Source organism: Nitrobacter sp., from assembly GCF_047149785.1.
Classification (GTDB): domain Bacteria; phylum Pseudomonadota; class Alphaproteobacteria; order Rhizobiales; family Xanthobacteraceae; genus Nitrobacter.
Map to the genome: position 1 here is coordinate 570,670 of NZ_BAAGBE010000001.1, position 26,085 is coordinate 596,754.

The window sequence follows — 26,085 nt, forward strand, 5'->3', positions numbered from 1 at the left end:
CGGCGGGTCGCTTGTCAGGTGCCGCGTCTGCCGCGGCGTTCCTGCGCGCGTCTCCGCACGACCCCGCTCGCAACAAGCCGGGGTTTGAGCGATGTCCGTCGCAACTGAAGCTGCATCCTTTGCACGTTCCGTGCGTCCGTCTTTCTCGGCTTCTGCCGCGACGCCGTCCAGTGAGCCCGCGTATCAGGTGATCCGGCGTAACGGATCGGTTTCGCCATTCGATTCCGCGAAGATCGCGGTCGCGCTGACAAAAGCGTTCCTCGCGGTCGAGGGCAGCAGCGCCGCCGCTTCGCGCCGGGTCCACGACATCGTCACTGAGCTGACCGGCCAGATCGTCGCCAGCCTGGCCCGGCGCACCGATGCTGGCCGCACCTTCCACATCGAGGACATTCAGGACCAGGCCGAACTCGCGCTGATGCGGAGCGAGCATCACAAGGTCGCGCGCGCCTACGTGCTCTATCGCGAGGAGCGCGCGCGCGAACGCGCGAAGGCGCAGGAATCGAAGGCAAAAAAGGGCAACGCGGTAGCCGCTACACCCGCGTTGCGGATGAAGTCGCCCGACGGATCGTTGACGCCTCTCGACACCGGACGTCTCGCCACTGTGGTGAAGGAAGCGTGCGCCGGACTGGATGGCGTCGCTGCCGGGGTAATCCTGAGCGAAGCGCATCGCAACCTCTATGACGGCATCAGCGCGGATGAACTGGCGCTGGCGCCGATTCTCGCGGCGCGCACGCTGGTCGAGACCGATCCGGACTACGCCAAGGCCAGCGCGCGCCTGTTACTCGACAAGCTGCGCCGCGAGGCGTTGAGCTTCATTGCCGGGCAGCCGGAACAGGCGACCCAGGCGGAGATGGCGGAGCGCTATGCGGACTATTTCCGCACCTATGTGCAGACCGGCATTTCCAATGAACTGCTCGATCCGGAGATCGGCCGTTTCGACCTCGACCGGCTTGCGGCCGCGCTGAAACCGGAGCGCGACTTGCAGTTCGACTATCTCGGACTCCAGACCCTCTATGATCGCTACTTCCTGCATATCCGCGGCACGCGTTTCGAACTGCCGCAAGCGTTCTTCATGCGCGTCGCCTGCGGTCTCGCGCTGCGCGAGATCGATCGCGAAGAGAAAGCGATCGCCTTTTACGACCTGCTCTCGTCCTTCGATTTCATGGCGTCGACGCCGACGCTGTTCAACGCCGGCACGCTACGGCCGCAACTCTCGTCGTGCTTCCTCACGACTGTCGCCGACGATCTCGACGGCATCTTCAAGGCGATCAAGGACAATGCGCTGCTCTCGAAATACGCCGGCGGTCTCGGCAACGACTGGACGCGCGTGCGCGGGCTCGGCGCGCACATCAAGGGCACCAACGGCGAAAGCCAGGGCGTGGTGCCGTTCCTGAAGGTCGCGAACGACACCGCGATCGCGGTCAACCAGGGCGGCAAGCGCAAGGGCGCGGTGTGCGCCTATCTCGAGACCTGGCACATCGACATCGAGGAATTTCTCGATCTGCGCAAGAACACAGGCGACGACCGCCGCCGCACCCATGACATGAATACGGCGAACTGGGTACCGGACCTCTTCATGCAGCGGGTCGAGCAGAACGGCCTCTGGACCTTGTTTTCTCCGGATGAGACCGCGGACCTGCACGACCTCACCGGCAAGGCTTTCGCCGAACGCTACGCCCATTATGAAGAGAAGGCCGCGCGCGGCGAACTGCGCGTGACCAAACAGGTCCGCGCCGTCGACCTGTGGCGGCGGATGTTGACCATGCTGTTCGAGACCGGGCATCCCTGGATCACCTTCAAAGACCCGTGCAACCTGCGCTCGCCGCAGCAGCATTGCGGCGTCGTGCATTCCTCGAACCTCTGCACCGAGATCACGCTCAACACCTCGAACACCGAAGTCGCAGTCTGCAATCTCGGCTCGGTCAACCTCGTCAACCACCTGTATGACGGCAAGCTCGACCTTGACCACCTCGCGCGCACCGTGAAGACCGCGATGCGCATGCTCGACAATGTGCTGGACGTGAATTTCTACACCATCCCGGAAGCGCGCGCGTCGAACCTGCGGCATCGCCCGGTCGGGCTCGGCATCATGGGCTTTCAGGACGCGCTCAATGTCCTGCGGCTGCCCTATGCTTCGGATGAGGCCGTAACCTTCGCCGATGAAAGCATGGAGGCGATTTCGTATTGGGCGATCTCCGGTTCGGTCGATCTCGCCGCCGAGCGCGGCCGCTATCCCTCCTATGAAGGATCGCTCTGGTCGAAAGGCATTCTGCCGCTGGATTCCCTTGCGCTCGTCGATGACGCGCGCGGCGCGCCGATCGACATCGACCGCTCCAGCCGTCTTGACTGGGACGCGCTACGCCAGCGCGTCATGACGATCGGCATGCGCAACTCGAACTGCATGGCGATCGCGCCGACCGCGACGATCTCCAACATCTGCGGCGTTTCGCAGTCGATCGAGCCCGCCTATCAGAACCTCTATGTCAAATCCAACATGTCCGGCGACTTCACCGTGGTGAACGCCCATCTCGTGCGCGAACTCAAGGCCCGCGGGCTGTGGGACGAGGTGATGATCTCGGACCTGAAGTATTTCGACGGCAGCGTGGGCCAGATCGATCGCATCCCCGACGATCTCAAGGCGCTCTATGCCACCGCTTTCGAGATCGACTCCGCCTGGCTGATCGACGCCGCCGCGCGCCGGCAGAAGTGGATCGACCAGGCCCAGTCGCTCAATCTCTACATCGCCAATCCGCGCGGCAAGAAGCTCGATGCGCTCTACCGCCATGCCTGGAAGCGCGGCCTCAAGACGACTTACTACCTGCGCTCGCGCTCCGCGACGCACGTTGAAAAATCCACGCTGAAAGGCACGGACGGCAAGCTCAATGCTGTCTCGGCATCGGTGTCGGCCGCGTCATCGAATGGCCACGCGACCGACGCCATCGAGAGCGAAGGCTGGAAAGCCTGCCGTATCGACGATCCGACCTGCGAGGCGTGTCAGTAAGCCGTCTGGTCGGCCACAAGCCACGCCATGACGAAGATTAAGAAATTCAGGAAACGTCACCATGCTCGACTGGTCCGACACCTCTCCTTCCGCGCCGGCGCAACCTGTTCCGCCGATGACACGCGCGCACGGCGCGACGGTGTCCTCGCCTCGCGCAAAACCAGCGGAAACCCTCACCGACACCACCGGCCTAGGTGACATCGATCGCGGCGCTGCGCGGGTGCGCGTCGACGACAAGCGGATGATCAACGCCGGCGCCGACGTCAACCAGCTCCTGCCGCTGAAATACCGCTGGGCGTGGGAGAAGTATCTTTCCGGCTGCAACAATCACTGGATGCCGACCGAGGTGTCGATGCAGGCCGACATCGCGCTGTGGAAGTCGAAGGACGGCCTCACCGAGGACGAGCGGCGCATGGTCAAGCGCAATCTCGGCTTCTTCGCGGCTTCCGAGTCGCTTGTCGCCAACAACATCGTACTGGCGATCTATCGCCACCTCACCAACCCCGAATGCCGGCAATACCTGCTGCGGCAGTCCTTTGAGGAAGCGGTGCATACCCATACGTTTCAGTACATCGTCGAAAGCCTCGGCCTCGACGAGGGCGAACTGTTCAACATGTATCGCGAAGTGCCCTCCATCACCGACAAGGCAGCCTGGGCGCTTAGGCATACCCGGCATCTCGACGATCCCGGCTTCAAGACCGGCACGCCGGAAGCGGACCAAGCCTTTCTGCGTGACCTCGTCGCGTTCTACGTCGTGTTCGAGGGCATGTGGTTCTATACCGGCTTTGTGCAGATCCTCTCCCTCGGCCGCCGCAACAAGATGGTCGGCATCGCCGAGCAGTATCAGTACATCCTGCGCGACGAATCGATTCACCTGAATTTCGGCATCGACGTCATCAACCAGATCAAGATCGAGAATCCCCATCTCTGGACCCAACCATTCCAGGAGGAGGTGCGCGCTATGCTGAAGAACGCCGCCGAACTCGAGGCCGCCTACGGCCGCGACACCATGCCGCGCGGATTCCTCGGTTTGAACGCGGCGCTGTGCGAGACTTACATGCACGTCATCGCTAACCGCCGCTGCGCCCAGCTCGGGCTTGCGCCGGTGTTCGCCGAGGCCGACAATCCGTTCCCGTGGATGAGCGAGGCGATGGACCTCAAGAAGGAGAAAAACTTCTTCGAGACCCGCGTCATCGAATATCAGAACGGCGGCGCGCTCGCCTGGGATTGAACGCGACCACGGAGGATGCGCCGGCACCCTCGGAGCCGCTATCCAATCGCGTTCCTCGCCTGGGACACGCAGTCAGCCCTGCGTCGGTTTCCAGTCAGCGGTAGGAATGACGTTGATCATCCAGGGGATGCCGAACTTGTCGGTCAGCGTGCCGAAGCCGGGCGACCAAAATGTTTCGCCGAACGGCATGCCTGCCTTGCCGCCCTCAGACAGTTGATCGAACCAGCGCCGCGCCTCGGCCATGTCCTTGGTGTGCAGGGTGACGTCGAAGCCGTTCTTTGGCTTGTCGATGTTGGGCGCCCATCCGACGTCCATGTCGGCGCCCATCAACGCCTGATCGCCGACATCGAGCCAGCAGTGCATCAGCCAGGTCTTGTATTTCTCCTCCGTGATCGGCATGCCCGGCGGCGCATCGCCATAGGGTATGGCCGCCTTGATCTTCCCGCCGAGGACCTTGGCGTAGAACTCGAATGCCTCGCGGCACTGGCCACGGAAACTGAGGCTGGTCACGATTTTCATGATTGTCTCCTTGTTTCGTCGGTGGGTGGTGCGTGCGGTGGCCGACGATCGAATGCTCCTCTGACCGCATCGTATGATGCCGCGTCCAGTTCCATTCCGATTGACGCCCTTTATATATGTTGATATCAACTTATCTGCTCACGGATGTCAACCTTGCAAGCGCGCGCCCCCGCCGATCCCACCTTCGAGACCACGATTCTGGTGCGCGACACCTGCCTGTGCCTGCACGCGCAGAGAGCAGCGCGGGCGATCGCGCGTCGCTTCGATATCGCGCTGAAGCCGATTGGCATCACCAGCGGGCAATTCTCCCTGCTCATGTCGCTCAATCGGCCGCAGCCACCGAACCTCGGCAGCGTGGCGTCACTACTGGCAATGGACAGGACGACGTTGACCGCTAACCTCAAGCCGCTGGAGCGCCGCCGCCTGGTCAAGACGATGGCTGATTCAACCGATAGGCGAGCGCGCCTACTGCGGCTGACGCTGGTCGGCCGGACAGTTCTGGCCAAGGCGGTGCCGATCTGGCGGCATGTTCATGCGGAGATCGAAAAGCAACTATCAGACCCGGATCGTCTGCGGGTCGAGCTCAACGTTCTTTCGAAATCCGGCAATCGTGACGGTGCCGCTGGGTAGGTCAAAGGATTGCACCGGCGTCAACTCTTGTCGTTTCCACCCGTGCCCACCATCATGGCGGCTGTGAAATAACGGCGGGCTTGCCGTCAGCTAGAGCCTTTCCGCTTCTGATGGAATCAGAAGCGGAGCTCTCTGATTTTGATTTGACGCGTTTTCTTGACGCGAACCGGTAGCCACTTTGCTTGAAAACGCTCTAATAAGCGGACGAAAGAACGACAGGTCTCCCGCTGCCGCAACCTCGCGAGCGATCTCCCTGACGCAATGATATTTGGAACGCGAATTAATGCCGGGCCGGTCCCCGACGGCTGGCGGATTGTACTACCCGCTGAGCCCGACGCGTTTCGCTGCATAGCCTCGCTCCAGGATCGCCCGCCACCACGGCCGTGTTTCGACGTACCAGCGAACTGTCTTCTCGATACCGCTTTCAAAAGTTTCCTCCGCCCACCAGCCAAGCTCGCGCTCGAGCTTTGACGCATCGATGGCGTAGCGGCGGTCGTGACCGGGTCGATCGGCGACGAATCTGATCAGACCCCGGCGCGAACCATTTTCTCCCGGTGTGATCTCGTCGAGGAGGTCGCAGATGCTCTCGACCACGTGCAGATTGGTGCGTTCGTTACGGCCGCCGACATTGTAGGTCTCGCCGACCACGCCGTGCTCGAGCACCAGCGCGAGCGCCCTCGCGTGGTCCTCGACATAAAGCCAGTCGCGGATATTCTTGCCGTCGCCATAGACGGGTAGCGGCTCGTCGGCGAGGCCTTTGATGATCATGTGGGGGATCAGCTTTTCCGGAAAGTGATAGGGTCCGTAATTATTCGAGCAATTGGTCACCAGGGTCGGCAGGTCGTAGGTCTCTCGCCAGGCGCGCACCAGATGGTCGGAGGAAGCCTTGCTCGCCGAATAGGGCGAGTTTGGTGCATAGGCCGTGGCTTCCGTGAAGGCGCCCTCATCGCCGAGCGAACCGAACACTTCGTCGGTAGAAACGTGAAGGAAACGGAAATGCCTGCGCTTCTCAGGCGACAGCGTGCGCCAGTAGCGCAACGTTTCCTGCAAGAGCGTGAACGTGCCGACGATATTGGTTTGAATGAATTCGCCGGGGCCGTCGATCGAGCGATCGACATGGCTCTCAGCCGCGAGATTCATCACCGCGTCCGGGCGATATCTTTCGAACAGATGGCGCAGGCCGGCACCATCGCAAATGCATTGCTTCTCGAAGGTGTAGTTCAGATTTTCGTTGGTGCCCGGCAATGAGTCGAGGTTCGCGGCGTAGGTGCACTTGTCGACGTTGACTACGCGGGCGTGGGTATTGCGCAGGAGATGACGAACCACCGCCGAGCCGATGAACCCCGCGCCGCCGGTGACAAAAATGGTCGAAGCTTTGAAGCGCATGACCGACCGCCTCCATGGGCTGGAATCAACACTCATACGAAAGGGCAACTGATTTCAGATATTCGCCGTAGCTGCTTTTTGCGTTCTTCTGGGCTGCTTTTTCGAATGCCTGAAGCGAGATGTAACCTTGTCGCAGCGCGATTTCCTCGGGGCAGGCGATGCGCAAGCCCTGACGCTGCTCCAGGATCTGGACAAAATGGCTGGCCTCGACCAGCGAGGAATGCGTGCCCGTGTCGAGCCAGGCAAAGCCGCGTCCGAGCACCTCGACATAGAGGTTGCCGCGCTCGAGATAGGCGTTGTTGACGTCTGTGATCTCGATCTCTCCGCGTGCCGAGGGCTTGATGCCGGCTGCGATCTCGACGACGTCGTTGTCATAAAAATACAGTCCGGTCACTGCTATGTTGGACTTCGGTCGTTTCGGTTTCTCCTCGATGGAGAGCGCGCGTCCGGTGTCGTCGAGTTCGACCACCCCGTATTGTTCCGGAGTGTTGACGATATAGCCGAACACCGTGGCGCCATTGTTGCGGGCGGCCGCCGCCGATAACATGCGTGGCAGCCCGTGGCCGTAGAAAATGTTATCGCCTAACACCAGCGCGACCGCGTCCGAGCCGATAAAGTCGCGGCCGACGATAAAGGCGTCCGCCAGCCCGCGCGGCGCGTCCTGCGTGGCATAGGCGAAACGCATGCCGATCTCGCTGCCGTCGCCCAGCAGGCGATGAAACAGCGGCCCGTCCTGCGGCGTCGAGATGATCAGAATCTCGCGGATGCCGCCCAGCATCAGCGTCGAGAGCGGGTAGTAGATCATCGGCTTGTCGAAAACGGGCAGGAGTTGTTTTGAGACGACCGTGGTCACCGGGTAAAGGCGCGAGCCCGTCCCGCCGGCAAGAATGATGCCCTTCATAGCCCTTCACATCCTATCGTCGATAACATAACATATAGTGTTAATCGCGCAAGTTTGTTATCAATGAGGAGGTATCATGAGTTAATAAATACGAAGCGACATGAGATGAATGTTATCAAGACGGAAATACCGGACGTCATCATCATCGAGCCGCGGCTGTTCGGCGATCAGCGCGGCTTTTTTCTCGAGACCTATCAATTTCTCCGTTACGCCGATCACGGGGTCGGTCGTCCGTTCATCCAGGACAACCTGTCCCGTTCCTCCCGGGGCGTGCTGCGCGGCCTGCACCTGCAAACTCCCGGCGCACAGGGGAAGCTGGTGACCGTGCTCCGCGGCAAGGTGCTGGATGTTGCCGTCGATGTGAGGATCGGCAGCCCGAACTTCGGCCGTCACGTTGCCGTCGAGCTGAGCGAAGAGAACAGGCAGCAGCTCTGGGTTCCCCGCGGCTTCGCGCACGGCTTTGTCGTTCTCTCCGAGACTGCTGACTTCTTCTACAAATGTGACGATCTCTACAGCCCGAAGGACGAGCTCTCGATCCGGTGGAACGATCCCGCGATCGGCATCGACTGGGGCATGGACACGCCATCCTTGTCGGCCAAAGACGCCGACGCGCCGCTGCTTGCCGACATCAAGAACCTTCCGGTCTATGGGCAGGTCTGATGCGAATACTGCTGACGGGAACCAACGGCCAGGTTGGCGGCGCGCTGCGTCCGCTGTTGGAGAAGGGGGGCACAGTCATCGCCCCGTCGCGGAACGAATTCGACCTGTCGAAACCGGAGACGCTTGCTGGGGCGCTCGACGCTTTCAAGCCCGATCTCATCATCAATCCCGCGGCCTATACCGCGGTGGATCGCGCTGAGGACGAGTGCGAGCTTGCCTTCGTCGTCAACGCCAGGGCGCCCGAGGCGATCGCGACCTGGTCGTCCCGGCATCGCGTGCCGCTGCTCCATTTCTCAACCGACTATGTCTTCGATGGCTCGGGGAATAGGCCGTGGCGCGAGGACAGTGCCACGGGCCCGCTCTCGGTCTACGGAGCGAGCAAGCTCGCCGGCGACCTCGCCATCCAGGCGGCCGGCGGGCCGCATCTGATCGTGCGCACCTGCTGGGTCTACTCTGCGAGCGGAACCAATTTTCTGCGCACCATCGCGCGGCTGGCCGGCGAGCGCGAGGAATTGCGCATTGTCGCCGATCAGATCGGCGCGCCGACCACCGCGAGCGCGATCGCCGATGCCGTTACCGGCGTCGTGTGGTCGAATGCATCGAATCTGGAAGAGGCGTTCACGCGTAAGGGCGGCGTGGTCAATCTCGCGTGCGCCGGCGAGACCAGTTGGCATGGCTTTGCAAGCGCCATTGTCGCCGGGTTGAGGTCGCGTGGCATGAGGCTTGCCGTGAAGACGATCACTCCGATCGCGGCGGCTGATTTCCCGACCAGGGCCGAGCGGCCTGCCAACTCCAGGCTCGACCTGTCGCGCTTGAGAGATCTGTTGGGCGTGACCACGCCGGCCTGGCAGAGAGCGCTGTTGTCGGAGCTCGACAGCCTCGTCGCTATGCAACGCGAGCAGGCCGACCATTGAGTCATTAGAGCGTTTTCAAGCGAAGTGGCTACCGGTTCGCGTAAAGAAAACGCGTCAAATCAAAAATATAGAGCCCCGCTTCTGGTTCCATCAGAAGCGGAAAGGCTCCAGAGCGGTTCACGTTTTGACGGAAGCGCAATCACGGCACTTGATTCCATGTAACGATGAATGGCCGGAGCCTCGTCAGAATCCCAACGGCAGATCGCGCGCGGCCGGCGGCCGATTGTAACGGGGAATCCGTCGTCCCGGAGGCCAGGCCAGGCCGCCGTACGGAACGCCGTCGCGCGACAGTTGCGGATTGTAGGTCGGGTCTTCGTTGAGCAACTCACCCCAGCGCGCGCGAAGCAGATTGAGTTCATGCTCGAGCCGAGTTTTCCGGTCGGCGCGGGTATCGCTGCCCCGGCTCATCGATTCGGCGTGAACCAGTTTTGCGTGCGGCGTAAAGATGATGCGTTTTCCGGCCTCACGCAGGCGCAGGCAATAATCGACATCATTGAGCGTTACGGCGAAGCGGGCTTGGTCCATTCCACCGACCGCAAGATAGTCGCTTCGTCGGGTCGCAAGGCAGGCCGCGGTCACGGCACTGCATTCGTGCGCCACGAGGAGTTGATCGAGAAATCCCGGATCATCGCCGAACCGATCCGTGAAGGCGTGAGCGACCGAAAAGTTCATGCCCAATACGACGCCGCCGTGCTGAACGACGCCGCCTGGCCAGGTCAACAACGCGCCGACCGCGCCGACATCCGGTTCGACGAGGCGCGTAAGCATCTCCTCGAGCCAGTCATCGGATGCTGCCTCGATGTCGTTGTTGAGAAGGCACAGGATGTCGCTGTCGAGCGTTGCTGCGGCCTGATTGTTAAGCCGTGCGAAATTGAACGGCCCCTCGATCCTCAATGTCCTGATGCCGCGCCGCGACAGATTGGACAGATAGTCGATTGTATCCGGATGGGCGCTGTCATTATCCACGACGAGGATATCGGCACCGCAGCGTTCGACCGCGGGCGCGATGCTGTCGAGGCATTTGCGCAGCAGCGACACGCGGTCGCGCGTCGGGATGATCACGGTCGTCCGCTTCTGCGAAAGCGATCGCCCGATTCGAACTGCGGGAAAGAAATGGCCTTGCTGCCCGGATACGGTTGCATCAATTCCGCGCGCCCGCAGGTGCCGGTGGCTCGCGGCCGATAGCAAGGCGCCGGCTTTTGTCGGATCGAGCCTTGGCATCGTCGCCAATGCTCCGGGCAGGTGAAGGATATCTGCGTTCAGCGGACCGGCCCGATCGAGCAGGCTGTTGAAAAGGCGGTAGAGGTTGTCCGGACGTGCCTTGGCGGCCGCCGTCAGGGCGTCGCGCCGGACAGCGAACAGGTGCGCGCAATACCCTTGCTCGAGCATCCTTTCGTAATCGAACGCCGGAAAGGCAAGCGGCCAGACGCGGCCGTCATTGGCGAGAAAGTCGAGGTCGCCGTATATGGCCACCGCGTCGGGATGGTCGTCGAACGCGGCTGCGATGCGCGCCAGAGCGTTTTGCTCAAGCGACATGCCCGCCATGGTCACGACGACGTGGCGCGCATCGGATGCGGCGTCCGCGAGGAACTCCAGCAGGGCATCGCTGTCGATCAGGAGCGGCTGACCGTCGATCGCGCCCGCGGTCCAGCTCTCATGGCTTTGCGCCTCCAGGCTGTCGAGCGTCTGCTGCGCACCGTTGCTGCCGGCGATCACGACGGCCAGCCGAAGCGGGCTTGGCTGCGGCTCCGGCAATGGGAAGCGATCGCGCCAGTCCGCATAGTCGTGCAAGGGCAGCGAAGCGGGAATAAGCTGATCGTACAATCTGCCGCGCAGCCGCTCGGCGTCGTAACCGCCGATGGCGTCGATCATTCCGGTAAGTCCGTCGGGAAACGCAACGAAGACGGCTGTTGCCGGGATTTGTTCGCCGTCCTCCCGCCGCAGCAGGATTCGATGGACACGGCCGTCGGCAAAGCGTTGCGGGACGTGGAAATCGAAGGCGCGAACGTTGCGTGACGTCTCTCCCTCGGCAGCGCCGCCGATATGCGTCCATGCCGCGGCGCGGACCTGCGCGACGGACTCGCCATCCACGATCGCTTCCAGCGTGACGGCGGTTTCGCTATCGATCCAGCCCTGGAAATGCAGGCCACCCAGCCAACGCAGCCTGCAGGCCGGGCGAAGATCGACCGGACACGCGCTGTCATTCTCAAGGTCGATGGGGTGGCCGACGGGAGTCCCGAGATTGGCAAGGCGCGCCGAAAGAAGGCGCGCGGCGCGGAGCAGATCGGGGTCGAGGGTCACCGCAAAGCCGCAAGTGTAGTTCCGGCCTTGCCGAGAGCCTTCCGGCGCGAAAGCATCGGCGTAGGCTGTCTTCAGCACCAGGCCGTCAAGCAGGATGTCGACCGTGAAGCGGCGTTCCGGAGCCTCCGGATCGAACACGAAACCGGACACCGTGCCGTCGTCGCCGAGCGCCAGCCAACTGACAAGCTTTGGCTTGGCGATCGGTGCTTTGCGGACCCGGGTGACGCGCGTCATGTTTTGGATCGCTCAACCCACCCGATAACGGCATCGACAAGCCGCTGGTCGTCCGCATCGGCAGCAACAGCGAGATCGCCCTTGCGGGGTTTGATCGACCCGACGGACCAGTCGCGATATGCGACAGGTATCGAGGCCCGTCTTGCCGTCTCGATGAGAGGATGCCCGAATAGCGGTTCCTCGAAGTCGGCGAGCAGCCAACCCGGATTATGCGGCGCGAGGACAGCACCGATCTCGTCGGCCGCGAGCGCTCCGGTTACGAAAACGTTGGGGTGTGACATCAAACGATCGTCGTTACAGGTCGCGCCGGCAATGACGATCGATCTAAAAGGATTCCGCCGTCGCAGACGCTCCACCAATCTCCGGATCAAGCGAAAGGATGCGGGCGAGGGCGCGGACGGCAGGATCGCAAGCGACCGGCTCGCGCCACGGACCGGTGGCAGGGTCAGCGCGCGGGTTGGCCAATCCTGGAGCACCACCTTGCGGTTGGGCCAGCGGGACTTTGCAAACGCCTTGGCCATCCTGCCGGGAGCAAGAAGGGGCGCTTCGTCGGCAAGCGAGATGACGGCTTCGCCGAGGTCGCCTGCCGTCAGCCACGGATTGATCGAAAGGCCCATTTTTCGTAGCAGCCCGACCAACTGCGGAAACGGATTCGGCTCGACAATCTCGACGCGGTCGGGGTGTAGCCGTGCAATGATGCCTGCAGCCTCGGCGATGGTCGCCTCGGCGCCGAAACTCAACCGGACGGTCTGCGGGCTGCTGCCGTCGGCCGCCTTGAGATGAACGGCGTCGCGCTCCCGCAACAGCAGGATCGCGCGCTCGCCACGCTCGCGGAGATGGCGTGCTCGCTCCTCGGCGACGGCGGCGAAGCTCCGCCGATTGCCGAGAATCAGCACCGAAGGCTCAGAAGGCCATGTCAGCGCACGATCGAGCCTTGCACGCGCGGGCCGCAACGGATCGGCGATTTCAAACGCGCGACATTCCTGCCGGTAGTCGGGAAATCGCCGGTCCAGAATCTCCAGATTGCGAAGCACCAGACCTCGCTTCTCGTGCTGGAAGGATTTCGAGCCGTGATGCCCGACATAGACCGACGGCGCGCAGACGTTGCGAAAACCCCTGGCGCGGGCGCGCAAGCAGAGATCGACATCCTCGAGATAGCCCCGTTCAAAGTTTTCAGATAGCTCCCCGATGGCGGCAAGACAGCCACGCGTAACATAAAGACAGAAGCCGATGCCGCTTGGCACATCGGTGACACCGCCGGCATTGGCTATGCCAGCGACCCGGTCGATCGCGAGAATGCTCTCGTAGCTTTGCATCGGGTTGAAGTCGTTCGGTATCGGAAACGAAAAGATGTCGCCGTTGTTCGACAGCGGGGTAACGGTCCCGATATTCGGCGCGGAGTGCGCCACGTTCGCCAGTCGCTCCACGAAGCCTGGCGGAACGACGGTGTCGGAATTGAGCAGCACGACGTCGCCTGCGGGCGTATTCTCCAGCCCGCGATTGACTGCACCGACGAAGCCGAGATTGGTTTCATTCACCAGAAGGTCGATCGTGCCGGTGGCGGCAAGTTCGCTCAGATAATGTCGCAACTGCGGCTCGGGGCTGGCGTCGTTGATCGCCAGAATTCGGAAAGCCGGTCGTCCGTCCGCATTCCACGCGCGCGACTTGATGAGGCTGTCAAAGCAGTCGAGCGTTGCCCGTACGTCCCGATATACCGGAACGATAACGGTGGGTGCGGTGGGATCGGATCGTAGCGCCACGGATTGGCGCGCATCGATCTGCAGACCGGGCGGAAAGGACAGGTTAGGAGCAAGCCGGCGAACCTGGAAGATCTCGCCGCCGCATGCCAGCGTCAGCATTTGAGGAGTTCTGGATGGCGGACGCCGAACTAGAAAAGCCGTCGCCTGAACGTCCATGCAGGCCAGCGGGTGAAACGAATTGGGTTCGAGTACGGTCGTGAGTGTACCGTTCTCAATGGCGAGGCTGACTTCGATCGTGTTTGCCGTGGTCCAGGCAACCCAGCCCGTCACGTGATTGTCGAACACCGAGCAACTCGCCCAGTGTCGGCCCCCCGCGCGCCGCAGGTCCTCGATGGCTGCCCGCAGAATCGCTGGATTACTGTCGCGTCCGATCAGATTGGCAGCCGCGGCGCGCCGTTGATCGCCTGTTGCCCAAGCGAGCATTCTGCGATTGGCGGCAAGATCTGACGGGTCGATGAGAAGTGCGGCAGCGAGGTCGGCCATGGCCGCATCCCTGCGCTCGAGCTTCCAGTTCGCCTCCGCGCGAAGAACGAAGCAATGGGCAGCCGATGGCGGCCTGACCCTGCACCGTCTGTCCGCGTACTTGAATGCTGAAAGAAAGTCCTGAGTTTTCAGGGCTTGCGCGGCCCTGCGTTCAAGCAGGACATGCGAGGGGAGTTCGAACCGTGCCTGGGTGTCACTGCCGGAACCGGGAATCATCTGGCAGCTTCCTGACCAGTTAACGCTTTGGTTGCTTCGAAGCGGTTGCTGGCCTCCGGAGCACGATCCGAAATTTCGGGAACCGGCTTTTTATCGGGCGGCGGCCGTCTGCCGCTGCTGGCTGCGGAAGACGCGCACCCGCGCCGAACCGGCTGGCTTGCGGGGCGCTGCGGGCGTCGCAACCTTTTCCATGGTCGCGATGTGTTCAATACCTATGCGAATGCCGACCAGCGGTTCGCGATTGGTCGGACCCGACAACACCACGCGCTTGCCGGTCGCGCGGAGGGTTGGCGCATTCAGAAATCCTGCCTCGGCGACAAACTTCAGATCGTCGGTGCCGCTCATTTCGAGAACCACGGCGGTAAGAGGAAGTGCCAGGCCGCGGGTGCCGGCATAGGTGCCAAGCGGCACCATTCTGCCGCTGCCGTTCTGACCGTTGGCGAACTGGACCGCATAACGGATATCCACGCTTGCGGGCCTGTCGGGCCATTCGAGAGCTACTCCCTCCACGCGGGACGGCGCGGCCGGGCCCGCGATCCATGCATTGGGGCCGACAACGACGTCGCCGCGGCCCGCGACGTGGCCGAGCACCTTCAGGCCTTCGGTTGCAATGTGGGTGTGTCCGATGCCGTTGCCCTGACCGGCGGCGGCGTCCGCTCGTCCGGCATGGATCTGTTCGACCCGCACGATAGCGGCCTGCGATCCGCCGGGTCTCGCCGGCTGGACCTGAACCCGCAAAGTGCCGGCCGCGTTGACCCGCACCACCAGACCGGAATTCGGCTTCCACAACGTAGGCTCGGTCGCGTCGGGATGCAGGATGATCTCCATGCGTTGCTCGTGCCCTTCGGCCGGCGCGACCAATACGCGAGGCGGAGAGACGGAATCGTCGGCGCTTTTGTAGTTTATGAAGAACAGCCCGCGGTCGAGACTCAGCACCTTGTGCTGCTCAGCGTCGTTCGTCGTCCCCCGAAACAGATCCACTGTTCATCTCCCTCGATCGTGCCAGTCCGCCATGCGCGCGATCCTGTCGGAAAGTCCGCTATTGTGTAGGCCGCCGCCGACAATCGACGCGGTGCTCAATGGTCGGCTTTCCATTTCAAAATCTCCCGGCCCGGATGCGTTCGTTTCCATTCCCGATAAAACGCAGCGGGAGCGTCGATCAAGATTTCCTTCAAGGTGCCAATCATGTGCGTGATGAATGGAGCTGTCGTTGCAAGGCACATGCGACTCCCAAGATCAGACCAGCAAGGCGGTCGATCGCGTCGGAGAGAGAGACTGCCGAATGCCGTCGGCTTCCACGCTCAGCATTGCGGCCATCTTGCGCAATCTGTCGTTCTCATCGCGCAGCAGAGTAATGGTATCTGCGATACTCTCGGCGGTATCCACCGCGTTAACGCTGTCCAAATCCAGGTGCGGGATCTGCGGCAGTTCGTTGGAAGAACGTTGTGTTAATTTAAGTCTCATTGCGAATGCCTCCGCGCTCACTCTTGTATTTTGGGATTATGCAGCGACTTCGGAATTCGTATCCAGCGGTCTCAACTATTCGACGGCTTTTAGGGCAGGAAGATGTCAGACGGAAGCTAAAGCTCATGAACAAAGGTCCCAGTTCATTTGGAACTTGTCAACGCGCGAAATAATTAGAATGAGAATGCTATTGAAGGCTTCATTGACAAAAAATTTTTATTAAAAGAGGCGACGCGCGTCGCCTTTTTCCAACCGAGATGTGCTTGATGTCACGCCGATGAAGATTTTATTCGTTCACAACAACTTTCCGGCGCAGTATCGCAATCTCGCGTCGGCTTTGGCTGGCGAGCCAGGCTTCGAACTCGCCGCCATTGGCGCATCGAACGCGCAGCCGATGCCTTCGGTCAAGTTGATTAAATATGCGCTTCCGGATTCCGACGTCTCCGGAACGCATCCATTTGCGAGACGTTTCGATCTCGAGTGCCGGCGGGCCGAACAGGTTCTTTATAGCCTTTCGACGCTAGCGAGTGCCGGTTTTGCGCCCGACGTAATTTTCGCTCATCCCGGATGGGGCGAAACGCTGCCGTTGCGCACTATGTTCCCCGAAGCTAAACAAATCGTCTATTGCGAGTTTTTCTACGGCGCTGAAGGCCGCGACATAGGATTCGATCCGGAGTTTCCGATGTCGGGCCGGGACGGCCATATCGGGTTGCAGCTCAAGAACGCGACGACGCTGCTAGCACTCGCAGAGTGTGATGTTGGAATTTCGCCCACATGTTGGCAACAGTCGACTTTTCCAAGGCATTATCAAAGCAAGATCGAAGTGATCCATGAAGGAATTGACACATCGCTCGTGCGGCCGGATGCGCAGGCGCGCCTGAGGCTTCCGAACGGCCGACAGGTCTGCCGTTCGGATGAGATTGTGACGTTTGTGGTGCGCAATCTCGAGCCGCTCAGGGGGTATCACATCTTCATGCGCGCGCTTCCCGAAATAATGGCGCGCCGTCCCAACGCACAAGCTGTCATTATAGGAAGAGATGGATTGTCCTACGGCCTTCCTCCGCCAGCCGGCAGCAACTGGAAGTCGATCTTCCTGGAGGAGGTACGCGACCGGTTGGATATGTCGCGCGTTCATTTCATGGGCGGTGTTCCGTATAACACTTTTATTGAAGCACTTCAGGTGTCGTCGGCGCATGTCTATCTGACATACCCCTTCGTACTATCCTGGTCGGCGCTGGAAGCGATGAGCGCCGGTTGCCTTGTGATAGGATCCGATACGGCGCCGGTGCGTGAAGTCATTAGTTCCGGAGACAACGGGCTGTTGGTTCCTTTTTTTGCCGTCGACGAACTGGCTGAAAAGGTCGTGGAAGCGCTTCAGGAACCGGGTCGCTTCGATGCGGTCAGAGAGGCTGCCCGCCGCTTCGTTATCGAGCGCTATGACGCCGCGCGTGTCTGTATTCCGCGAATGAGGCAGCTTCTCGATATGAATGCGCCCGCAGCGGCCGCGCGTCGAAAGGTGTGGGCGGCGCGGCCCTCGTCGGAATGGCCGAGCGCCGTCAGGCATTCCCCGCGAAAGTCGATCGCTCCGATCGAAATTGAATTGTCGGGCAAGGATGATTCCGGTCTGTCTCGATGAGATGGAAGAAACCTCGAGGAGGGGCGCTACGCTGACATGGAATTCGAGAAGCAGACCAGTGAAGGCTGTCGCCGATCAACGAATGTCTGTCACGTCGGTTAGATCGTCGATCGTACAAGCCGCGCCCGAAAAGTCATCGTCGCTAAAATATGCGCTGCGTGAGATCAGGACAGGGATTCCCGCGTCCGCCGCGGCGGCCAGACCGATTCCCGAATCTTCAACAGCGAGGCATTGATGCGCGGGCAGATCCAGTTTGGACAGCACCTTCAGATATACGTCCGGCGCAGGCTTCTTCCTTGTCACTTCGTCGCCGGCGGCAATAGCGGCAAACCACTTCTCCCAGTCCTTGCCCAGCGAGGCCGAAAGCAACACATCGATATTGTCGCGCGAGGTCGTCGTTGCAATTGCCAGGGGCTGACCGCGCCGCCGCGCCGAATCCAACAGGGCGCGAATGCCTGGTCGAAGCGGGCAGCCGCCTTCGGTTATGAGCTTTGCATAAAGACCGGTTTTGATTCGGTGTAGCTCGGCGATTTCGGAATCCGACAACAGCGGCGGTTGTCCGTCGCGCGCAGTGTCGAACGCGCGGATCCGCTCCTTTCCTCCCGCCACCCTGAGCAATTCCTTGTAGGTCGCGCGGTCCCAGTTCCAGTCAAGGCCGGCTCCGGCAAAGGCTGTGTTGAATGCCTGGCGGTGAGCCTCTTCGGTCTCGGCAAGCGTCCCATCGACATCGAAGATCAGGGCGCGCGCTTGAACAATCAATGCTCGGATACGATCCGGCGGCAAACTTGCGGTAAACGTCTCGCTCATTTTTCTCACATAGTCCGATTCATGATCTTCGGCAACGCATGCCGGCGGCGCAAGTGGCGCGGAGTCGTCCTGGCGTTTGAACGATACCCCGGGTGCGACAGGTGTGCATTGGCTCGATTCCGTCTAATTGACTAAATTCCTAATGCCGTGCATTGAGTGTCGAATCGGTCCGGTCCAGACGCGATAATTGACTCGCCTTCCGGCGGCGGAAGGCGCACACTGCTCTAACCACCACGAAGGTTGTGGCTCTGTTAGGGGATCACGAGAACGCTGCTCGCGCTTCGTCCCCCCTCAAAACAAGGGAGCAACGCCATGACGGTGCGACGTGGTATTATTCAGCAAAAGCCTTTGAAGGATCGTCTGGTCGAGTTTGCGGCAAACGCTCGCAAAGCTGCTGATGAGCTTCCTCCGGGCGCTCGCCGGGAAGAGGCGTTAAAGAGAGCACGCCAGGCGGATACGGCGGCTCATATCGATGCGTGGGTGAATTCGTCGGGACTGCAGACGCCAAAGTAGACGTAGATCCGACGCGCATCCACTAAAGCCAAGCGTTTGGACCCCATGGCGCGGCCCAGAGTGCGCACGAGCGCATTCGACGGCCGAGTGGACCGGCCGGGATCAAAGAAAAAGAGCCATCCCTTTCCGGGATGGCTCGAGGCGAAGCTTGGAGATCGTCCAGCCCTGTGTACTGCCGTTACCTTGTTTGCAGCCATACGGCTCCAGAGTGATCGATGTCCGGCTGATTCGGCTGTGACCGGATTAACACAACGCGCTTTTCTCATACGCCTGTCGTTGCATCAGCATATCGACGCGCGGCATTCCGGGTCGGTTACGATACGGACGCCGCGAGTTCCGGAACGTTACCTCGGAAAGACGGTTACGACAGGTTCGGACGGGCGCCTGATTGAGGCGGCGGACGTCCCGGAGCGCACGGAACACGGTCCAGCCGACCGGAGAAATATGTCTTGCGTTACAGCATAATATGGGTTTCTTTCGTGCAAAGATATCTTCACGGAGAACGAAAATGACGGCTCCATCATCAAAGGGTGTGGCCGAAGACGATCTGCGTCTGGTTGCACTCGCGCTTACTGCCGAGGCCCCCCGTCATGGTTACGATGTCATCCAAACGATCGAGAAAATGACGGCTGACTGGTTTTTGCCCAGCCCCAACGTTGTCCATCCCATGCTGGCGAATCTGGTGGAATCGGGCCATCTGACCGCATCCGCCGATCCTCCGAGGCTCTTTTCCATCACGGACCAGGGGCGCGCTTTCCTGGAGCAGAATCGCGATCGCGCCGACGCCGTCCTCAATCGCCTGAATGCGCTCGGCGAACGCGTCAGTCGCTGGCGGAAAGCGCTCGGACTCGCGGAAAGGTTGAAAGAGGCCGACGAAAACGCCACGGAAGGCCTTTTGGATGTCCTCGCCCGCGCCGCCATGCCGAGAAAATAAAGACGACGGGCAGGAGAGGGTACATGCGCGGGGGCCGGTCGGCGTTCGCTCCGGAGTGAAACCGGCGGCGGAGATAGTTTTGACACGGAGTGGCGCGGAGCCCGAGCGCTTGAGATGGGTTTCTGCCCGTCCGCATGAAGAACCGGCCGCCGCGGTGCCCCGGCGCTGCCGCGGGCATATCAGGTGTTGGCACGCTCGCTCACCTTGACCACTTGTCGTGCGATTACGAGTTCTTCGTTGGTGGGTATCACCCGAACATCGATCGTCTTGCCAGCAGTCGATGCCTTGCTCTTGTTCGAGCGAACACCCAGCCAGTTCAGGCGAGTGCAAACATCCTCGCGAACTTCGGCGCTGTTCTCGCCGATGCCGCCGGTAAAGACCAGCAAATCCATGCCGCCCAATGCGACAGCCATCACGGCGATGTGCTCGGCAACACGCGCGCAAAATTGGGTGACTGCTTCTTTCGCTTTTGGATCCGCACTGCGGAGCAGGACGCGCATGTCTGCCGACAAACCCGACACGCCGAGCAAGCCGGATTTATGGTAAAGCAGCTCCTCGATGTCGCCCAAAGGCATTTGCTCAGCCTGCTGCAAATAAAGGACAACACCGGGATCAAGGGTACCGCAGCGGGTTCCCATCATCAGTCCGTCGAGCGGTGTGAAACTCATGGACGTGTTGACGCTTCTGCCGTGCTGAAGAGCGCAGACACTGCAACCGCTGCCAAGATGCGCTGCGACGATACGCAGGCCGGGCTGGGTAAACTGACCCGCGATATATTCAAATGAAAGCCCGTGAAATCCATAGCGCCGAATACCGCGTGCCTCGAACTCAGCCGGCAGCGGCAAGCGGTGGTAGAGGGACGAAAGTGTGCGATGAAACGCCGTGTCAAAACATGCGACCTGACGCAGACCCGGCCGCGCCGACAAAAGACTGTGGATCGGCCGCAGGCAATCGGGCTGGTGCAGCGGCGCCATCGGCGCTAGCTGATCAAGTCTTTGGATAACGTCCCGATCGATCGAAACAGGCTCGGAAAAATCAGGTCCGCCATGAACGACGCGATGGCCAACGCCATCCAGTTCGCGACCCTCAAGCAAGGGCTCAAGTCGTTCCAGCAACGAGATTGTGAGATCGGCGTCGGGATCGGACGGAGGTTTATCGTCGCGAACGGGCATCCCGGCAGCATTTGTCACAACGAAGCGGCTGTTGTCGGCGCGTCGGTCCAGCATACCTCGGAATAGCAGTTGAGGCGCCGACGCCTGGATGTCGAAAAGAGCGAACTTGACGCTGGATGAGCCGGCGTTGAGCGCCAGAATCGTTTGCACGGTTCGCCCCTCAGTCGATGGTTTGCTTGCCTTGCCAGTGCCAGTTCCGAACCTCCGGCATGTCCTGTCCATGGGCTCGCACGTAGCGATGATGCTCGATCAGTTTGGCGTGAAACGTCTGCGTTGCTGACGCACCTTTCGCAGCAAGCGCCGGGATGCGTTCGATAGCTGCCATGGCGAGATGATATCGATCAAGCTCGTTGAGCACGACCATGTCGAATGGCGTCGTCGTCGTGCCCTTCTCGCGAAAGCCACGGACATGCATATTCGCGTGGTTGGCGCGGTGGTAGGTCAGGCGATGAATCATGTACGGATAGCCGTGATAAGCGAAGATCGTCGGCCTGTCGGGCAGAAAGATCCGGTCGAACTCCTTGTCGGATAGCCCGTGCGGATGCTGTTCTTGCGGCTGCAACGTCATGAGATCGACAACGTTGACGACGCGGATGCGAAGATCCGGAAAAGCCTCTCGCAGCAGCGTGACTGCTGCCAGCGTCTCCAGCGTGGGAACATCGCCGGCGCAAGCCATGATGAGATCGGGTGGTTCTGTTGCTTCCGTACCGGCCCACGGCCAGATGCCGATGCCGGCCGCACAATGCGTTTCGGCCTCCGCCATTGAAAGCCACTGCGGCGCCGGTTGCTTGCCGGCCACGATGACATTGATGCGGTCATATGTCCGCAAGCAATGATCGGTCACCCACAACAGCGTGTTGGCATCGGGTGGAAAGTAGATACGCACAATGTCCGCATCCTTGTTGGCGACGAGATCGACAAAGCCTGGATCCTGATGACTGAAGCCGTTGTGGTCCTGTCGCCAGACATGCGAACTCAATAGGTAGTTCAGCGAAGCGATGGGACGACGCCACGGCAGGCGGCGCGACACCTCGAGCCATTTGGCGTGCTGGTTGAACATCGAGTCGACGATGTGGACGAAGGCCTCGTAGCAGTTGAACAAGCCGTGCCGGCCGGTGAGGAGATAGCCTTCGAGCCAACCCTGGCATAAGTGCTCGCTCAACACCTCCATGACGCGGCCGCTCGGCGCGAGATGGACGTCGTAGGGTTCGATCTTTTCGGCCCAGACGCGATCCGTTGCTTCAAAAACGTCGTCCAGCCTGTTGGAGGCGGTTTCGTCCGGCCCCATCAGGCGGAATATTCTCGCTTCGGCATTAAGCTTGATCGCATCGCGGATAAAGCCTCCCATGATCCGCGTCGCTTCAGCCATGATGCTTCCGGGCGATCGAACCTCGACGGCGGCGGCCCGGTAGTCCGGCAACTCCAACTTGCGTTTCAGCGTGCCGCCGTTGGCATGGGGATTGGCGCCCATGCGGCGCGCGCCTTCGGGCGCCAACGCCTGCAAGTCAGTCACGAGGCGCCCGCCTTCATCGAACAATGCTTCGGGCTGATAACTGCGCAGCCAGGTCTCTAGAATTTCAAGGTGGGCGGGATTTGATCTGACGCCGTCAACGGGTACCTGGTGAGCACGCCAAAAGCCTTCCACCTTCTTGCCGTCGACTTCTTTAGGTCCTGTCCACCCCTTCGGGCTTCGCAAGACGATGAGCGGCCATCGCGGCCGCCGTGGGCTTTTTCCACTTCTTGCCGTTCGTTGGATGTCCACGATCCGGTCGAGCGCTTCGTCGACCGCCTTTGTCATGAGCCTGTGCATCTCGATCGGGTCATCGCCTTCAACCGCCAGCGGCTCGTGTCCATAACCTCTGAGCAGGCTGAACAACTCCTCCTCATCCAGACGTGCCAGAATCGTGGGATTCGCGATCTTGTAGCCATTGAGATGCAGGATCGGCAGCACGGCGCCGTCATGGACAGGATCGAGGAATTTGTTCGAGTGCCAGGAAGCTGCGAGAGGGCCTGTTTCCGCTTCCCCGTCGCCGATCACGCATGCGACCACGAGATCCGGATTGTCGAACGCCGCGCCATAGGCATGAACGAGAGCATAGCCGAGCTCACCGCCCTCGTGGATCGAGCCCGGCGTCTCAGGCGCGGCGTGGCTCGGAATCCCTCCGGGAAAGGAAAATTGCCGGAACAGTTTTCGAAGGCCTTCGGTATCGCGACTGATGTCCGGGTAGATCTCCGTATACGTGCCTTCGAGGTAGGTATTTGCCACCATGCCCGGGCCGCCATGACCCGGGCCGCAGACGAAGATCATGTTCAGATCGCGGGCTTTGATGACCCGGTTGAGATGAACATAGACGAAGTTCAGGCCCGGCGTCGTGCCCCAGTGGCCAAGCAGCCGCGGTTTGATATGCTCCGGCCGCAAAGGCTCGCGCAGCAGAGGATTATCCAACAGATAGATCTGGCCGACCGACAGGAAATTCGCGGCGCGCCAATAGCGGTCCAGCAATTGAAGTCCGGTGTCGGATCGAGTGCGCGCGGTCTTTTCTGTTGCAGACATCTTTGTCATACCCCGAATGGATGAGTGTCGGGCAGACCCGGTTGACGTGCGCCGGACCGTGATCGAAGTTCACACCGGCCTTCCCGAAATCAGCGAAGGCCGGGCGCATTCTCCATCTGGCGTCCGGGCATTTCCGAAGCGCGATCGCGATCGCCGGCCGCCGCCTTTTCACAGGATCGCCTTTGCGGCCCACCCGCACCGCTTCTCAGCTCACTGTGTTCGAGTTCGCGCATCACTCGTCCGGTGATTTGCTTGTCGGACTGATTCCGCCATTTCCGCCTCCTTACTGAGGGACATCTCAGGAAACAAAATCGCTCAAGCCCGGTTCCCGGGCCGTCGTTGTTATCCTAACTGCTCGCCGGGCCAGACGGATGACCGGATGAACGGGATTTATCCGCTCTCCGGGTTTGCCGCTCATGGCATCATGATCGTGATGCCGGTCAACTGGCATCAGGCACCGACAGATGCCGGTTGCCTTTTTATTGGAACGCCATCGCCGAGAGGGTTGAAGGCTTGCACGGTTTGCTCCAGAAAAGGACAGAGAGCCACAACGCGGATGGACAGGATCTCTACGACGGACACATGGCTGTGATCTTGATCCAGCATGGTTTGAAACACGGCCTTTGAAACGACGGAAGCATAAATCATGAACGATCTTCGGCACTGGCGCAGTTCTACGCGGGAATTCGAAGGAGGGAGGGATCGGGGCCGCCGGAACGGTTACATCCTTGGCGTATTGGCGCTATTTCTTGTTTTCATCATTGTCATTGCGCTTTTCAAATATGGAATGCCCTAAGATCACGATGATTTTGGATCGAATCGATCCAAGGTCATGGACGATCGATTCCAATATTTGGAGCGGGCTGCTATTGGGACTTCCTGACGCGCACGTAAAATTAAATTTGGCAGGATCGAAGAAACTCGTGACGTCGGAAATGGTCCGGTGCGTGAAATTACGGCCGACCGTGCCGGTGTTGGCGATCGGATCGTAACGCTCGCCGATTTCCGATAACGGTCGCGCGCTTGCCTGACGCATCGAGGTTGATGCGCGTCACCTTGCTGTTGTCGCGCAGCGACTGCGGTCGCTGCTCCTTGGTGCCTTTGACATAGGGACCGAGCTTGTAGAGACCCGACGAAGAGCCATAGGGACCCTTGAGTTGACGGTCGATAAAGACTGCGCAGGCATCGCCAGCACCATAATGCCGGCGATTGGCGGCGACGCCGATCGCAGATTATATCGCTCGCTCAGCGATCGCGCGCGAACGGTTAGTCTCAGAATTTGGGGGGAACGGCCTGCGCGAACCCAGGTCCCCTATGAAGCCACTGGCGGATTTCCCGATGTGGCTGCAGGGGCATACTCGATAACTGGAAATTAGCCCTGTTGCCCCCTTACATGAGCGCATAGAAGGCTATATAAAGATATATCAAAAATACATCATTGAGGATGCTATCGACCAACAAGGTTCTGATCCGTCCGGCACTCCCACAAGATACGGAAAACTGGACGATCACAATATCGATATGCTCGCCGACGGACCGCGCTTCCGAGGTAGAATTCGCCGGAGCCAGTCGAGAACGGTCAGGCTTACAAACAAAAACGAAAGGCACCGCTATGGAAGGTATAGGCAAAGGCAAAATTGTGATTCTGGTCGTGTTGACGGCCATCCTCATCATTACAGGCGTGTGGATGATCGCAGTCCTCAACCAGACCTCCGGCGCCGCGATGACCATACACGGCTGGATCGCGCTTGGCCTTGGCACGTTTTTTTCGCTTGTCATCGGATGCGGGTTGATGGTCCTGATGTTTATCAGCAGTCGCCGTGGTTATGATGAGGCGGCGGACCCGTTCAGGAAACACCCGCCTTCGAACTAACCCGATCCCAAGACGGCTCTTCGGTATCAGGCGCTTGCCGTGCTTTTGAAATCAAGCCCGATGTCGAGAACGCCGACGCTGTGCGTCAGCCAGCCGATCGAAATCAGATCAACGCCGGTCGAGGCGACGGATGGCGCCGTCGCCGGCGTGATGCGGCCGGACGCTTCGGTCACCGCCCGGTCCCCGACCATCGCGACGGCTTCCCGGAGCATATCGGGGCTCATGTTGTCGAGAAGCACGGCGTCGACGCCCTGATCGAGCGCCTCGCGTAGCTGATCGAGCGTATCCACCTCCAGTTCGATCTTGACCAGATGGCCGACGGAATTCTTCGCGCGCCGCAGCGCTTCGGTGACGCTGCCGGCGATGGCCACATGGTTGTCCTTGATGAGAACGGCATCGTCGAGGCCGAACCGGTGGTTGCTGCCGCCGCCGACGCGAACCGCGTATTTTTCGATCGTGCGTAATCCGGGCGTCGTCTTGCGGGTGCAGACGATCCTCGCCTTGTAGTCTCGAACCGCAGCGACCACCGACGCCGTCGCCGTGGCGATTCCGCTCAGGCGGCACAGGAAATTCAGCGCGACGCGCTCCGCCGTCAGAATGCCTCGCGCGGGGCCGGACAGGGTCGCGATCACGTCGCCAGGCTGGACGGTTGCGCCGTCGTCATGCGCGATGTGCATCTCGATCGCCGGATCGATAAGCTGGAAAGCGAGCCGCGCCAGATCGAGCCCGGCGACCGTCCCTTGCTGGCGAGCGACGACGAGGGTGGTGGCGCGGTGGCCGACCGGCACGATCGCGTCGGTCGTAAGATCGCCCGCGCGGCCAATGTCCTCAAGCAAGGCCGTGCGAACCAGCGGTTCGATCAGGATGCGCGGAAGGGCCGGGGAGGGCATCGTGTT

General features: G+C 60.8%; 22 protein-coding genes. 9 read left to right on the forward strand and 13 right to left on the reverse strand.

Going from position 1 to position 26,085, the window contains the following annotated elements; genetic code table 11:
* The first annotated feature begins 91 nt into the window (after nucleotides 1-91).
* Nucleotides 92-3,001 carry a ribonucleoside-diphosphate reductase subunit alpha gene (locus ACMDCM_RS02625; protein ID WP_412772113.1) on the forward strand — a complete coding sequence of 970 codons (2,910 nt, stop codon included), beginning with the start codon at nucleotides 92-94 and terminating at the stop codon, nucleotides 2,999-3,001.
* A 61-nt stretch (nucleotides 3,002-3,062) separates the two neighbouring features.
* Nucleotides 3,063-4,232, forward strand: a complete 1,170-nt coding sequence (locus tag ACMDCM_RS02630; protein ID WP_412772114.1) for a ribonucleotide-diphosphate reductase subunit beta — start codon at nucleotides 3,063-3,065, stop codon at nucleotides 4,230-4,232.
* Nucleotides 4,233-4,304: 72 nt separating this feature from the next.
* Here ACMDCM_RS02630 and ACMDCM_RS02635 read toward each other — a convergent pair whose 3' ends face one another.
* Nucleotides 4,305-4,751 (reverse strand): VOC family protein, encoded by a 447-nt coding sequence (locus tag ACMDCM_RS02635; protein WP_412772115.1) that lies wholly within the window; start codon nucleotides 4,749-4,751, stop codon nucleotides 4,305-4,307.
* Between the two features lie 144 nt (nucleotides 4,752-4,895).
* Here ACMDCM_RS02635 and ACMDCM_RS02640 point away from each other — a divergent pair, with 144 nt between their 5' ends.
* On the forward strand, nucleotides 4,896-5,381 hold the full coding sequence (locus ACMDCM_RS02640; RefSeq protein WP_412772116.1) for a MarR family winged helix-turn-helix transcriptional regulator: 486 nt from the start codon (nucleotides 4,896-4,898) through the stop codon (nucleotides 5,379-5,381).
* Between the two features lie 318 nt (nucleotides 5,382-5,699).
* On the opposite strand, the gene rfbB is transcribed toward ACMDCM_RS02640, so the two are convergent.
* Together rfbB and rfbA are read right to left on the reverse strand one after the other, a co-directional pair.
* Complete coding sequence (rfbB, locus tag ACMDCM_RS02645; RefSeq protein ID WP_412772117.1) at nucleotides 5,700-6,767, reverse strand: dTDP-glucose 4,6-dehydratase; 1,068 nt, start codon at nucleotides 6,765-6,767, stop codon at nucleotides 5,700-5,702.
* Nucleotides 6,768-6,792: 25 nt separating this feature from the next.
* Nucleotides 6,793-7,668 (reverse strand): glucose-1-phosphate thymidylyltransferase RfbA, encoded by an 876-nt coding sequence (rfbA, locus tag ACMDCM_RS02650; protein ID WP_412772118.1) that lies wholly within the window; start codon nucleotides 7,666-7,668, stop codon nucleotides 6,793-6,795.
* A 105-nt stretch (nucleotides 7,669-7,773) separates the two neighbouring features.
* Between rfbA and rfbC the strand changes: the two genes are divergently transcribed.
* Complete coding sequence (gene rfbC / locus ACMDCM_RS02655) at nucleotides 7,774-8,328, forward strand: dTDP-4-dehydrorhamnose 3,5-epimerase (RefSeq protein ID WP_412772119.1); 555 nt, start codon at nucleotides 7,774-7,776, stop codon at nucleotides 8,326-8,328.
* The gene (gene rfbD / locus ACMDCM_RS02660; protein ID WP_412772120.1) at nucleotides 8,328-9,242 is read left to right on the forward strand and encodes a dTDP-4-dehydrorhamnose reductase; all 915 of its coding nucleotides are present in this window, start codon (nucleotides 8,328-8,330) and stop codon (nucleotides 9,240-9,242) included. The genes rfbC and rfbD overlap by 1 nt, the downstream gene beginning before the upstream one ends.
* Nucleotides 9,243-9,425: 183 nt before the next feature.
* On the opposite strand, the gene ACMDCM_RS02665 is transcribed toward rfbD, so the two are convergent.
* The 4 genes from ACMDCM_RS02665 to ACMDCM_RS02680 form a co-directional block, all read right to left on the reverse strand.
* Complete coding sequence (locus tag ACMDCM_RS02665) at nucleotides 9,426-11,777, reverse strand: glycosyltransferase family 2 protein (protein WP_412772121.1); 2,352 nt, start codon at nucleotides 11,775-11,777, stop codon at nucleotides 9,426-9,428.
* A complete protein-coding gene (locus tag ACMDCM_RS02670; RefSeq protein ID WP_412772122.1) occupies nucleotides 11,774-14,020 on the reverse strand; it encodes a glycosyltransferase family 2 protein in 2,247 nt (748 codons plus the stop codon). Before ACMDCM_RS02670 ends, ACMDCM_RS02665 begins: the two co-directional genes overlap by 4 nt.
* 306 nt (nucleotides 14,021-14,326) lie before the next feature.
* On the reverse strand, nucleotides 14,327-15,217 hold the full coding sequence (locus ACMDCM_RS02675) for a hypothetical protein (RefSeq protein WP_412772123.1): 891 nt from the start codon (nucleotides 15,215-15,217) through the stop codon (nucleotides 14,327-14,329).
* Between the two features lie 255 nt (nucleotides 15,218-15,472).
* Nucleotides 15,473-15,700, reverse strand: a complete 228-nt coding sequence (locus ACMDCM_RS02680; protein ID WP_412772124.1) for a hypothetical protein — start codon at nucleotides 15,698-15,700, stop codon at nucleotides 15,473-15,475.
* Nucleotides 15,701-15,977: 277 nt separating this feature from the next.
* Between ACMDCM_RS02680 and ACMDCM_RS02685 the strand changes: the two genes are divergently transcribed.
* Complete coding sequence (locus ACMDCM_RS02685) at nucleotides 15,978-17,336, forward strand: glycosyltransferase family 4 protein (RefSeq protein ID WP_412772125.1); 1,359 nt, start codon at nucleotides 15,978-15,980, stop codon at nucleotides 17,334-17,336.
* A 75-nt stretch (nucleotides 17,337-17,411) separates the two neighbouring features.
* Here ACMDCM_RS02685 and ACMDCM_RS02690 read toward each other — a convergent pair whose 3' ends face one another.
* Nucleotides 17,412-18,143 carry an HAD-IA family hydrolase gene (locus tag ACMDCM_RS02690; protein WP_412772126.1) on the reverse strand — a complete coding sequence of 244 codons (732 nt, stop codon included), beginning with the start codon at nucleotides 18,141-18,143 and terminating at the stop codon, nucleotides 17,412-17,414.
* Nucleotides 18,144-18,455: 312 nt separating this feature from the next.
* Here ACMDCM_RS02690 and ACMDCM_RS02695 point away from each other — a divergent pair, with 312 nt between their 5' ends.
* Nucleotides 18,456-18,656, forward strand: a complete 201-nt coding sequence (locus ACMDCM_RS02695; protein WP_412772127.1) for a hypothetical protein — start codon at nucleotides 18,456-18,458, stop codon at nucleotides 18,654-18,656.
* Nucleotides 18,657-19,188: 532 nt separating this feature from the next.
* Nucleotides 19,189-19,590: a PadR family transcriptional regulator gene (locus ACMDCM_RS02700; protein ID WP_412772128.1), complete on the forward strand. Its 402-nt coding sequence runs from the start codon at nucleotides 19,189-19,191 to the stop codon at nucleotides 19,588-19,590.
* Between the two features lie 179 nt (nucleotides 19,591-19,769).
* On the opposite strand, the gene ACMDCM_RS02705 is transcribed toward ACMDCM_RS02700, so the two are convergent.
* The 4 genes from ACMDCM_RS02705 to ACMDCM_RS02720 form a co-directional block, all read right to left on the reverse strand.
* Nucleotides 19,770-20,912, reverse strand: a complete 1,143-nt coding sequence (locus ACMDCM_RS02705) for an acetate/propionate family kinase (RefSeq protein ID WP_412772129.1) — start codon at nucleotides 20,910-20,912, stop codon at nucleotides 19,770-19,772.
* A gap of 10 nt (nucleotides 20,913-20,922) precedes the next feature.
* Nucleotides 20,923-23,316 (reverse strand): phosphoketolase family protein, encoded by a 2,394-nt coding sequence (locus ACMDCM_RS02710; RefSeq protein ID WP_412772130.1) that lies wholly within the window; start codon nucleotides 23,314-23,316, stop codon nucleotides 20,923-20,925.
* Nucleotides 23,317-23,766: 450 nt separating this feature from the next.
* On the reverse strand, nucleotides 23,767-23,964 hold the full coding sequence (locus tag ACMDCM_RS02715) for a hypothetical protein (RefSeq protein ID WP_412772131.1): 198 nt from the start codon (nucleotides 23,962-23,964) through the stop codon (nucleotides 23,767-23,769).
* A gap of 94 nt (nucleotides 23,965-24,058) precedes the next feature.
* Nucleotides 24,059-24,352, reverse strand: a complete 294-nt coding sequence (locus ACMDCM_RS02720; protein WP_412772132.1) for a hypothetical protein — start codon at nucleotides 24,350-24,352, stop codon at nucleotides 24,059-24,061.
* A gap of 408 nt (nucleotides 24,353-24,760) precedes the next feature.
* Between ACMDCM_RS02720 and ACMDCM_RS02725 the strand changes: the two genes are divergently transcribed.
* Nucleotides 24,761-25,189, forward strand: a complete 429-nt coding sequence (locus tag ACMDCM_RS02725) for a hypothetical protein (RefSeq protein ID WP_412772133.1) — start codon at nucleotides 24,761-24,763, stop codon at nucleotides 25,187-25,189.
* Nucleotides 25,190-25,215: 26 nt separating this feature from the next.
* On the opposite strand, the gene nadC is transcribed toward ACMDCM_RS02725, so the two are convergent.
* Entirely contained in the window at nucleotides 25,216-26,079 is an 864-nt protein-coding gene (gene nadC, locus ACMDCM_RS02730) for a carboxylating nicotinate-nucleotide diphosphorylase (RefSeq protein WP_412772134.1), read from the reverse strand.
* Nucleotides 26,080-26,085: the final 6 nt, after the last annotated feature.